Genomic DNA, 12,071 nt, shown 5'->3' on the forward strand with positions numbered 1-12,071 from the left:
GTGCCTCCCTACGACGTGGACATCTCCGAGGGCTGGTCGTGGCTCGCCGCGCGCACGGATCTGCTCGACGCTCCGGGAGTCGGTGGCCGCGGTCGGCTGGTTCATCCAGAGGCCGGACTCGGCGAGCTCGGCCCGCTTGGTCGAGAACGGGCTGTTGCTCAGCTCGCCGTTGTAGCGACGACGTCCCCGGTCACGCTAGCCGCTGGCGACGGCGCGCGTCCGGGGGTCTGTCGGCGCGCGCGGCTAGGGTCCGGGGCATGAACCGCGAGACCCAGAGGGCCGAGCTGCACAAGACCATCTGGAGGATCGCGAACGACCTGCGCGGCAGCGTCGACGGCTGGGACTTCAAGCAGTACGTGCTCGGGTTCCTGTTCTACCGGTACATCTCGGAGAACCTCACGGCGTACCTCAACGCCCATGAGCACGACGCAGGCGACGCGGGCTTCGACTACGCGAAGCTCTCGAACGGTGACGTCGAGGACCCCGACTTCGTGCGGGACGTCGTCGCCGAGAAGGGCTTCTTCATCCGCCCCTCGGAGCTGTTCGTCAACGTGCGTTCCCGCGCGCACCGGGACGCGAACCTCAACGAGACGCTCGAGCGGGTGTTCCGCAACGTCGAGCAGTCCGCTGTGGGGACCCGCGCGGAGGACGACCTCAAGGGTCTGTTCGACGACCTCGACGTCAACTCGAACAAGCTCGGGCCGACGGTCGCCAAGCGCAACGAGCGGCTCGTCAAGCTGCTCGACGCTATCGGCGACCTGAACCTCGGCGACGGGGCGTTCAGCGAGAACAAGATCGACGCGTTCGGTGACGCCTACGAGTACCTCATGCAGATGTATGCCTCGTCGGCCGGCAAGTCCGGCGGGGAGTACTACACGCCGCAGGAGGTGTCCGAGCTGCTCGCGCGCATCACCGTGGTGGGCAAGACGAGCGTCAACAAGGTCTACGACCCGGCGTGCGGCTCGGGGTCGCTGCTGCTGAAGTACCGCAAGGTGCTCGGCAAGGACGGCGTGCGCAACGGGTACTTCGGCCAGGAGATCAACCTGACGACGTACAACCTGTGCCGGATCAACATGTTCCTGCACGACGTCAACTACGAGGACTTCGACATCGCCCACGGCGACACCCTGATCGACCCGGCGCACTGGGACGACGAGCCGTTCGAGGCGATCGTGTCGAACCCGCCGTACTCGATCCGGTGGGAAGGGGACGCCAACCCGCTGCTCATCAACGACCCGCGCTACGCGCCGGCCGGTGTGCTCGCCCCCAAGTCCAAGGCGGACCTGGCGTTCACGATGCACATGCTGTCGTGGCTGGCTGTCAACGGCACCGCGGCGATCGTCGAGTTCCCCGGCGTGCTGTACCGCGGCGGTGCGGAGCAGAAGATCCGCAAGTACCTCATCGACAACAACTACGTCGACACGGTCATCCAGCTTCCGCCCGATCTGTTCTTCGGTACCACGATCGCCACCTGCATCATCGTGCTGAAGAAGTCGAAGACCGACAACGCCGTGCTGTTCATCGACGCGAGCGCCGAGTTTGTGCGCGGCGGGAACAAGAACAAGCTCGCCGAGGTGAACCAGTCGAGGATTCTGGAGGCGTTCACCGCACGTCGGGACGTGGCGCACTTCGCGCGGCTCGTCGAGAACGAGGCGATCGGCGAGAACGGCTACAACATCTCCGTGTCGTCGTGGGTGGAGGCCGAGGACACCCGTGAGGTCGTCGACATCACCGAGCTCAATACTCGGATTGCGGGGATCGTCGAGCGCCAGGCCGTGTTACGAGAGCAGATCGACGCGATCGTGGCCGACCTCGAAGGCGCAGACGCGTGAGCCGGATCGATGACTTGATCGAGCGGTACGCGCCGAACGGTGTCGACCGACGGCCACTCGGTGAGGTCGGCACCTTCGTTCGAGGGCGACGCTTCACCAAGAACGACATGACCAACGTGGGAATTCCGTGCGTTCACTATGGCGAGATCTACACACGCTACGGAACGTCTGCGACCGAGGCGTTTTCCTGTGTTCGCAAGGAGATCGCCGGAGCTCTGCGGTTCGCCGAGCCTGGGGACGTCATCCTCGCGGGCGTGGGAGAGACGGTCGAAGACGTCGCAAAGGCGGTCGCCTGGCTCGGTGCTGAGAAGGTCGCAATCCACGACGACTGTTACGCGTTCCGTTCGGCGGAAGATCCGACCTACATGGCGTACGTGATGCAGTCGGGGGACTTCCATGCCCAGAAGGAAAGGTACGTGGCTCGCGCCAAAGTCAAGCGAGTTGGTGGGGAGAGTCTTGCCAAGATCGTTGTCCCGGTGCCGCATCTGGAGGTTCAGCGGGAAATTGTGAGGGTCTTGGATGCCTTCGCGGAGCTGGAGGCGGAGCTGGAGGCGGAGCTGGAGGCGGAGCTGGAGGCCCGCAGTCAGCAGTACGCCCACTATCGGGACGCGCTCCTCTCGTTTGCTGGGAGAGAGAGAGTCAGGTGGGCAGCTTTGAGCGACTTGTTGAAGGAGCCACTGGCGAACGGCCGATCAGTTCAGGACGGGGACGGGTATCCAGTTCTACGTCTGACGGCGTTGCATGGGTCCGTGGTCGATGTGCGTGAGCAGAAGCGTGGCGCGTGGGACGCGGTGGCCGGGCAGCGGTTCAGGATCGAAGCCGGTGATCTGCTGTTCGCGCGCGGTAATGGCTCCAAGGACTATTTGGCTCGGGCCTGCATGGTCGACCATGGTGAGGATGTGGCGTTCCCCGACACGATGATCCGTGCGCGACCGAACCTGCAACTGGTGTCCCAGAAGTACCTGTTCCACGTGTGGGAGAGCCGCCCGGTGCGGGCGAGAATTGAGCAGATCGCAAAGGCGTCCTCCGGGGTGTGGAAGGTGAGCCAGAACGATCTTGGTGGGGTCGTGGTGCCAGTACCGTCACTCGGGGAGCAGGAGCGGATCGTGGCTGTCCTCAGCAAGTTCGATGCGCTGGTGAACGACCTGTCCTCCGGTCTGCCGGCGGAGATCGAGGCCCGCCGTCAGCAGTACGCGTACTACCGGGATCGCCTGCTGACGTTCAAGGAGAAGACGGCATGAGCGAGGGGTCGGGGAGCCGGTTCGAGCCGATCGCGTTGTCGTCGGAGTCGACGGTCGTCGCGGAGTTCCAGGCAGACCCGGCTGAGGCGACGCGCTACCAGTCGGAGTCGGCGCTCGAGGCCGAGCTGATCCGGCTGCTGGTGGAGCAGGCGTACGACTACCTGCCGATCACCTCCGAGGCCGACCTGGTCGCGAACCTGCGCACCCAGCTCGAGGCGCTCAACCACATCACGTTCACGGACGCGGAGTGGCAGCGCTTCTTCACCGAGAAGATCTCCGGGGAGCGGGACGGCATCGTCGAGAAGACTGTCCGCATCCAGGAGGACCACGTCCAGCTGCTCAAGCGGGACGACGGCACGTCGAAGAACATCACGCTGCTCGACAAGACCCACGTCCACAACAACCGGCTGCAGGTCGTCAACCAGTACGAGGTCCCCGGGGCGGCGGCAGGCCCGGACGGTCCCGCACAGCGGGCCAACCGGTACGACGTGACGATCCTCGTCAACGGGCTCCCGCTCGTGCACGTCGAGCTCAAGCGGCGCGGCGTCGACATCCGCGAGGCGTTCAACCAGATCAACCGGTACCAGCGCGACTCCTTCTGGTCCGGGTCCGGGCTGTTCGAGTACGTCCAGCTCTTCGTCATCAGCAACGGCACGCTCACCAAGTACTACTCCAACACCACCCGCGCCCTGCACCTCGACGAGCAGGGCAAGGCCAAGCGCGGCCGCCGCACGTCCAGCTCCTTCGAGTTCACGTCCTGGTGGGCCGACGCCACCAACCGGCCCATCACCGACCTGGTCGGGTTCACCAGGACGTTCTTCGCCAAGCACTCGTTGCTCAACGTGCTGACCAAGTACTGCGTGCTCACCGCGGACCGCATGCTGCTCGTGATGCGCCCGTACCAGATCGCCGCGACCGAGCGGATCCTCAACCGCATCGAGACGTCCACCCACCTCAAGCAGTACGGCACCACCGCCGCCGGCGGGTACGTCTGGCACACCACCGGCTCGGGCAAGACCCTCACGTCGTTCAAGACCGCACAGCTCGCCTCACGGCTCGGCGACGTCGACAAGGTGCTGTTCGTCGTCGACCGCAAGGACCTCGACTACCAGACCATGCGGGAGTACGACCGGTTCCAGAAGGGCGCGGCCAACTCCAACACCTCCACCGCCGTGCTCAAGCGGCAGCTCGAGGACCCGTCCGCGCGCATCATCGTCACCACCATCCAGAAGCTCTCCACCTTCGTCGCCAAGAACAAGGGGCACGCCATCTACGGCGGGCACGTCGTCGTCATCTTCGACGAGTGCCACCGCTCCCAGTTCGGTGACATGCACACCGCGATCACCAAGGCGTTCAAGCGGTACCACCTGTTCGGGTTCACCGGCACACCGATCTTCGCGGACAACGCCGGCACCGGCGGCAACCCGACGCTGCGCACCACGGCGCAGGCCTTCGGCGACAAGCTGCACACGTACACGATCGTCGACGCGATCAACGACAAGAACGTCCTGCCGTTCCGCATCGACTACGTCAACACCGTCAAGGTCGGCGCGGTGGTGGACAAGCAGGTCTCCGCGATCGACACCGAGAAGGCGCTCCTCGACCCGGTCCGCGTCCGCAAGGTCGCGCAGTACGTGCTGGACCACTTCGACCAGAAGACCAAGCGCAACCAGACGTACGCGCTGCAGGACCGACGCGTCGCCGGCTTCAACGCCCTGTTCGCCACCGCCTCCATCACGGCGGCGAAGGTCTACTACAACGCGTTCGGACGCCTCCAGGCGGACCTCCCCGAGGCGAAGCGACTCAAGATCGCGCTCATCTACTCCTACGCCGCCAACGAGGCCGAGGACGAGACAGCAGCCGGGCTGCTCGGTGAGGAGCAGTTCGAGACGCACGACCTCGATCCGAGCTCGCGCACCTTCCTCGAGGACGCGATCCAGGACTACAACGACATGTTCGGCACCTCGTACGACACGAGCGCCGACCAGTTCCAGAACTACTACAAGGACCTGTCGCTGCGGATGAAGAACCGCGAGGTCGACCTGGTCATCGTCGTCAACATGTTCCTCACCGGGTTCGACGCGACCACCCTCAACACGCTGTGGGTGGACAAGAACCTGCGCGCGCACGGCCTGATCCAGGCGTACTCGCGCACCAACCGGATCCTCAACTCGGTCAAGACGTACGGCAACATCGTCTCCTTCCGCGACCTGGAGACGCAGACCAACGACGCGATCGCACTGTTCGGTAACAAGGACGCCGCCGGCATCGTGCTGCTCAAGCCGTACGCGGAGTACGCCGGCGAGTACGCCGACAAGGTCACCGAGCTGCGCGAGCGGTTCCCGCTCGGTGTGCAGATCGTCGGGGAGCGGGCCCAGAAGGACTTCATCGCCCTGTTCGGCGCGCTGCTGCGGCTGCGCAACATCCTGGTGTCGTTCGACGACTTCGCCGGCAACCAGATCCTCTCCGACCGCGACCTGCAGGACTACCAGTCGGTCTACTTGGACCTCTACCAGTCGTTCCGTCGCACCGACACGGCGGACCGCGAGTCCATCAACGACGACGTCGTCTTCGAGATCGAGCTGATCAAGCAGGTCGAGATCAACGTCGACTACATCCTCATGCTCGTCGAGCAGTACCGGGCCGCCAAGGGCGACGGCGCGGACAAGGAGATCAGGGCGACCATCGACCGCGCCGTCGACTCGAGCCCTTCCCTGCGCAACAAGAAGGACCTCATCGAGGAGTTCGTCGACCGCCTGTCGATCGACGAGGACGTCGCCGAGGAGTGGCGCGCCTACGTCGCCGCCAAGAGGGAGGAGGAGCTCCAGCGGATCATCACCGACGAGAACCTCCGGCCCGACGAGACCCGCGCCTTCGTCGACAGCGCGTTCCGCGACGGGCAGGTGCGCACCACCGGCACGTCCGTCACGAGGATCCTCCCGCCGGTCTCCCGCTTCGCGAAGGGCGCGAACCACGGCGCGAAGAAGCAGGCCGTGATCGACAGGCTCACCGCCTTCTTCGATCGCTTCTTCGACCTCGCGTGAGCGTGACCCGGCTGCGGACCGGTCGCCGCCGGGACGTACCTGCTGGGCTTCCGCAGGCGCTCGGCGACGCGTCACCCGCGTGCGGCGCCCAGGTACCAGCCGGAGTCGTCGGTCTGGACCGCCGGCCCGTGGAACGTGATGCCCGGATCCCCGTCGTCGTCGACGACCTCGAGGTCGAGCCCGCCCGATGGCCCGGGCGACACCGTCACCGTGAACGTGAACCGCGTGCCCGGGCCGGGCAGGGACTGCGGGGTCACGACGACGTGCGCGGCCGACCCCGCGGCGCGCACCGCACCCCCGGGCACGGTCATGCACAGCGTCACCGTCGCGGAGTCGCCGAAGTCGTGGTGCTCCTCGGTGTAGTCGAACCCCGCACCGAGACCACCGTCGCCCCCGCCCGTGTCGGGCGGGTGGTTGCAGTCGTCCGCGGAGGTCGCGGCCGCCGTCGTCGCGTCCGGCGTCGAGGCACCCGGTGTCGCGGCGCCCGGGCCGTCGGGCTCCTGGCAGCCGACGAGCGCGACGAGAGCGCACGCGACGACGACGAGCGGGCGGCCCGGACGTGACATGGGGTCACCCTCGCAGAGCTTCGCCACCGCGTCGATGCAGGTCATCCGTGTGGCGGTGCCGGGAGAGTCCAGATCCACGGCATTCGAGTGATACCTGGCGAGACCGGCCATGGCGTCCCGTTCCGCGTCCTACGTTGCGTTCCGCCCAGTGCCGGAGCTCGGAGGACCACCCCCCATGCACCTGTCCCGCCGTATGTCCCGAACGTTCGTCGTCGCGACGATCGCCCTCGCGCTGGTCGCGACGGGAAACCAGGCCGCCACCGCTGTCGAGCCCGACGTGCGCGGAGCGAGCGTCACCGACGGCGCGAAGGCCGACCCCTCCGCCGCGGTCGAGAGCCTCTCGGGCACCGGGCAGGAGCCCGCGCAGGACGCGGCGCCGGCCCGGGACGACGACGAGGCCGTCGACATCTCCGCGGACTACCGCGACGGCGACGCGGTGTTCACCCTCACCGGCCCGGCGGACACGAGCTTCGACGTGTCGTTCCTGGGCCAGGGCGACGTGGACCCGGCGCTCGCGGGGACGACGGTCGTCACGGACGCGAGCGGCGTCGCGGAGGTGACCGTGCCGGTCGTCGTCGGGGACGACAAGGCGGGCGCGGTCTCGCTGACGACGATGCGCGAGGTCGACGGCGCGCTCGCGTCGCGCTCGTCGTCGCTGTGGCTCCAGCCGACCGAGGACGGCTCGGTCGTCACCGGTGAGAACTCGATGGCGGCACTGGGCAACGCGATCGCCGCCGACAACGACACTCCGCAGGCGCGTGAGACGGCGCTGGAGCAGGTGTTCGTAGCGCCGGCCGACTCGGTCACGCAGTCCGTCTCGCAGTCGGCAGCGGCGGCGGCCGGCTCGGCGGTCGTGCGCGGCTACGCGCGCTGGACCGACTGGAACGGCGCGACGCACCCCGCGCGGCACATCGAGGTCCAGATCCTCGAGAACGGTTGGCTGCTCGACACGGTCACGACCGACGACCAGGGCTACTACGAGTACAGCCGCAGCGTCGGCATGAGCGACGTGCTGCAGGTGACGTTCGTCGCGTCGAGCGAGGCGGGCGGCGTCATCTCCCAGCCGCTGCCGTTCGTGACGATGCCGCACCAGCAGTCCGTGCTCGTGCCCGGCGGCGTGCCCGCCGGGACGACGAAGACGGTGAGTATCACCGTCGGACGCAACGGGGCCGACGAGACGGCGTTCGCCGTCCACGACGCGCTGTGGAGCGCGTACCTGTTCGGCGAGATGTCCGGCGGGGACGTGCCCCGCGTCACGGTCAGGTACCCGTACGGGGACGACAACGGGGCGTACCAGAACAGCTCGGGCCTGCACATCGGCGAGTGGGAGTGGAGCGCCTGGGACGTCATCGCGCACGAGTACGGGCACTGGTTCGACGCGCACCACGGGCTGACGGACCGACCCGGCGGGACGCACTGCTTCACCGACAACCTCGCCACCGACGTCTGCGGGCCCGACCCGGGACGCGGCAAGGACGAGGGCGGCAAGCTCGCGTGGTCCGAGGGATACGGCGACTACTTCTCGATCGCGTCCGGACAGCTTGCGCCGCACCCCACCATCCCGGGCGTGGGCGACGGCCGGTACGACGACCTCGTGCGGACGTCCACCGGCGGCATCCCCCGCGACGCGAACGGCAACGACCCCAGCTTCAGCGTCGAGATGGACGGCGGTCACCGGTCGGGCGGCGAGGACAACGAGGTCGCGGTCGCCGCGATCCTGTTCAACCTCACGCAGTCGGGGCGGTCGGGCTTCTCCTACCAGGACGGCACGGCGATCGGCGCGCTGCGCATGACGCGCCTGCTGGAGGCGGCGGACGCCGACCGGCTGAGCGACTTCCTGCGCCACGTGAACCCCGCCACGGGGAGCCCGCGCCTGACGTCGAGCCAGGTCAACGACCTCGGCTGCCTGCTGGCGTCGGCGGACGTCGCACCGGGCGCCGGCAGGCTGCAGGCGAGGTCGTACGAGGTGACGGTCCCCGCCGCGGACGTGTCGACACCGCCGACGATCTCCTGGTCGCGCGGGAACAAGGGCAACTTCGAGAACGACCGGTTCACGGTCGAGGTCTCCGAAGGGCCGTCCGTCGAGCCGTTCTTCGTCTCGGGCACGGTGACCGGGACGTCGTGGACGCCGACCGGCAGGCAGTGGACGGGCATCGTCGTCGGTCACGGCAGCGTCGTGTACGTCCGGGTGGTCGGCACGCAGACCGACAGCCCGACCACGGGCCCGTTCTGGGGCTGCGCCACGCCGGTCACGTTCGACTCGAGCGCGCTCGTCACGTCGGGCAGCTGTGCGGCGACCGTGCTCCCGCCGAACGACGACGGCTCGACCGGCGCGGTGGACCTGCCGTTCCCGGTGAACTTCTTCGGGACGACCTACACGTACCTGTACGTCAACAACAACGGGAACGTCACGTTCGAGAACTCGATGGGCACGTTCACGCCGTTCCACATCACGGCGAGCACGCCACCGATCATCGCGCCGTTCTTCGCGGACATCGACACGCGCGGCTCGGGCTCCGCGCCGGTGACGTACAGCTACGGGACGACGACGTTCAACGGGCGCCAGGCGTTCTGCGTGAACTGGATCAACGTCGGCTACTACTACTCGCACTTCGACAAGCTGGTCTCCGCGCAGCTCCTGCTGGTCGACCGCGCGGACCGCGCCGCCGGCGACTTCGACATCGTCTTCAACTACGGCTCGGTCCAGTGGGAGACCGGTGACGCGTCGGGCGGGACGAACGGGTTCGGCGGCACGCCCGCCGCGGCCGGCTACTCGGCCGGCACGGGTGACGCCAACGCGTTCTTCCAGCTGCCGGGCTCGCTCGAGAGCGGCGCCCTGGTCGACGGCGGTCCGCACGCGCTCTCGTCGCACTCCAACGTGGGCCTGGCGACGCCGGGGCGGTACGTGTACCCGGTCACCAACGGCACCGCGGGCAACTCGTCGACCGGTGTCGTCGGCGAGGTGACGAGCCTCGGCCGGACCGTGGCCGGCGCCCCGGTGCAGGTGTGCCCGCAGGGCGGCGGCCGCTGCGTCTTCCAGACCCGGACGGGCAGCGACGGGTCGTTCGCGGCCGTCGGCATCCCGGCGGGGCGGTACACGGTGACGGCGTTCGCGCCGTCGGGCGTGAGCGGCCGTTCCCGCTCGGTCGAGGTCACCGTCACCGCGAACGCGCAGGTCGACGTGAGCATCGACCTCGCGGCGATCAACGGCCTCCCGGTGGGGGTGACGGTCTCGCCGACCGTGGGCAGCGGTGACATCCCGATGCTCAACTGGCACTCCGAGACGACTGTGCGCTTCCCCGGGTGCCCGGACGGCACGGCGACGTTCGCGGTCGTGTCCGACGACGGTGCGCGCCTGGCCTCGGGCTCGGCCGTGGGTGTCGGCACCGGGTGGTTCGCCGTGACGATCCCGCCGCTGTACCCGCACGTCGGCGCCGCGCAGGTCCGGATCGACGTGCAGTGCCCGTCCGGCGCGAGCCGCGAGATCGTGTTCGACGTCTACATCGACCCGTCGGGCCACGTGATCGACCAGGCGGGGCGGCCGGTCGATGGTGCGACCGTCACGCTCGAGCGCAGCGACGAGCCCGAGGGCCCGTTCGTCGTCGTGCCGGACGGCAGCGACCTGATGTCGCCCGCGAACCGCGTCAACCCGATGACGACGGGGGCGGACGGGTACTACGGGTGGGACGTCGTAGCCGGGTACTACCGGCTCACGGTGCACAAGGACGGGTGCACCGCACCCGACGGCGAGCTCGTCGCGACGAGCGACGTGCTGGAGATCCCGCCGCCGGTCACCGACCTCGACCTGGTGCTGCACTGCGGCACCGTGGACGTGACGCCTCCGGTGGTCACGGTCGAGGACCAGGAGCTCGAGGGCAACGCGCGCGCCGGCTGGTCCGGTGACCTGCCGGGCGTGAGCGTCGCCGACGACACGGACGAGCCGGCTGCGGTGACCCTCGTCTCCGACGCGCCCGCGGTGCTGCCCCTGGGCACGACGACGGTCACGTGGACGGCGACGGACACGGCGGGCAACACGGCGACCGCGGTCCAGCACGTGACGGTCGTCGACACGACGGCGCCTGTCCTGACCTGCGCCGCCGACGTCGACGCTCGGTACGTCGCGGTCCCGGCGCTCGGCACGCCCACGGCGGTCGACGTCGTGGACGCCGACGTGTTGGTCACGTCGGACGCACCGGACGCCTTCGCCCTCGGCACGACGACCGTGACGTGGACGGCGACCGACGCGTCCGGCAACGCCGCGACCTGTGCCCAGCTGGTGACCCTGGAGCTTGCGGTGACCGCGACCCTCGCGTCGGGCGACTCGCACTCGGTCGCGCTGCTCGCGGACGGCACGGTCCGCGCGTGGGGCGCGGGCGGCAACGGCCAGCTCGGCACCGGGGGCACCACGGCGTCGTCGGCCCCGGTCGCCGTCCCCGGCCTGACGGACGTGCGGGCCGTCGCTGCCGGCGGGCACTTCACCCTCGCGCTGCGGGGCGACGGCACCGTGTGGGCGTGGGGCGAGAACGGCGAGGGCCAGCTCGGCGACGGGACGACGACCCGGCGGACGAAGCCGGTGCGCGTGACCGGCCTGCCGCCGGTCGCCGCGATCGGCGCCGGGCGCTACCACGGCCTCGCGGTCGGGATCGACGGCTCGGTGTGGGCCTGGGGCGGCAACACGTTCGGCCAGGTCGGGCGGACCGTGTCCGCACGGGTCACCACCCCGACGCGCGTCGCGGGCACCGGGACCGTCACCGCCGTCGCGGGCGGGATGTACCACTCGGTCGCGCTGCGGGCCGACGGCTCCGTGGTGACCTGGGGCGCGGGCTACGCGGGTCAGCTCGGCGACGGGAAGGCCGTCGACCACCGCACCGCCGCGCAGGTCGTCCCGGGCCTGGCGGGCGTCGTGTCCGTCGGCGCGGGCGGCGTGCACACCCTGGCGGTCACCGCGTCCGGCGACCTGCTCACCTGGGGCGACAACTACGCGGGCCAGCTCGGCGACGGCTCGACCACCCAGCGGTTCGCCCCCGTGAAGGTGACCGGGCTCGGTGCGGTCCTGTCCGCCGACGGCGGTTCGGACTTCTCGACGGTCGTCCTGCGCGACGGGACGGTCTGGTCGTTCGGCGCCAACAGCCGCGGCCAGCTCGGCGACGGCACGACGACGGACCGCAAGCGCCCCGTCCGGGTCGCCGGCGTGACCGGCGCGGGCGCGGTGAGCGCGGGCGGCGCCCACGCGGTGACGCAGGTCGACGGGTCGCTGCGCTCGTGGGGTGCGAACGACTCCGGCCAGGTGGGCGACGGCTCCTGGACCTCCCGGGTCGCGTCGGTGCGGGTCTCCGGGCTCACGTCGGCGGCGCCGCTGGGCTGAGCCCGATGCGGGCGGCGGCGGGC

5 protein-coding genes are annotated in these 12,071 nt (G+C 69.2%); 4 read left to right on the top strand and 1 reads right to left on the bottom strand.

Annotation, left to right across the window (positions count from 1 at the left end; all coding sequences use genetic code 11):
• The first annotated feature begins 257 nt into the window (after positions 1-257).
• From CBP52_RS14095 to CBP52_RS14105, 3 genes are read left to right on the top strand one after another with little or no spacing between them, the layout of a single operon-like run.
• Complete coding sequence (locus CBP52_RS14095) at positions 258-1,832, top strand: type I restriction-modification system subunit M (RefSeq protein WP_094181478.1); 1,575 nt, start codon at positions 258-260, stop codon at positions 1,830-1,832.
• Complete coding sequence (locus tag CBP52_RS14100; protein ID WP_094181479.1) at positions 1,829-3,073, top strand: restriction endonuclease subunit S; 1,245 nt, start codon at positions 1,829-1,831, stop codon at positions 3,071-3,073. Before CBP52_RS14095 ends, CBP52_RS14100 begins: the two co-directional genes overlap by 4 nt.
• Positions 3,070-6,117 (top strand): type I restriction endonuclease subunit R, encoded by a 3,048-nt coding sequence (locus CBP52_RS14105; protein ID WP_094181480.1) that lies wholly within the window; start codon positions 3,070-3,072, stop codon positions 6,115-6,117. Before CBP52_RS14100 ends, CBP52_RS14105 begins: the two co-directional genes overlap by 4 nt.
• A gap of 71 nt (positions 6,118-6,188) precedes the next feature.
• On the opposite strand, the gene CBP52_RS14110 is transcribed toward CBP52_RS14105, so the two are convergent.
• Positions 6,189-6,683 carry a hypothetical protein gene (locus CBP52_RS14110; protein ID WP_157732643.1) on the bottom strand — a complete coding sequence of 165 codons (495 nt, stop codon included), beginning with the start codon at positions 6,681-6,683 and terminating at the stop codon, positions 6,189-6,191.
• A 193-nt stretch (positions 6,684-6,876) separates the two neighbouring features.
• Between CBP52_RS14110 and CBP52_RS14115 the strand changes: the two genes are divergently transcribed.
• Positions 6,877-12,048 carry a nidogen-like domain-containing protein gene (locus CBP52_RS14115; RefSeq protein ID WP_094181482.1) on the top strand — a complete coding sequence of 1,724 codons (5,172 nt, stop codon included), beginning with the start codon at positions 6,877-6,879 and terminating at the stop codon, positions 12,046-12,048.
• Positions 12,049-12,071: the final 23 nt, after the last annotated feature.

Source organism: Cellulomonas sp. PSBB021, from assembly GCF_002240455.1.
GTDB classification, from domain to species: Bacteria; Actinomycetota; Actinomycetes; order Actinomycetales; family Cellulomonadaceae; genus Cellulomonas; species Cellulomonas uda.

What these genes read in the sequence shown, in the direction of transcription:
- CBP52_RS14105 (WP_094181480.1), top strand. Translation starts at nt 3,070, where the DNA reads ATGAGCGAGGGGTCGGGGAGCCGGTTCGAGCCGATCGCGTTGTCGTCG.
- CBP52_RS14115 (WP_094181482.1), top strand. Translation starts at nt 6,877, where the DNA reads ATGTCCCGAACGTTCGTCGTCGCGACGATCGCCCTCGCGCTGGTCGCG.
- CBP52_RS14110 (WP_157732643.1), bottom strand. Translation starts at nt 6,683, where the DNA reads ATGTCACGTCCGGGCCGCCCGCTCGTCGTCGTCGCGTGCGCTCTCGTC.
- CBP52_RS14095 (WP_094181478.1), top strand. Translation starts at nt 258, where the DNA reads ATGAACCGCGAGACCCAGAGGGCCGAGCTGCACAAGACCATCTGGAGG.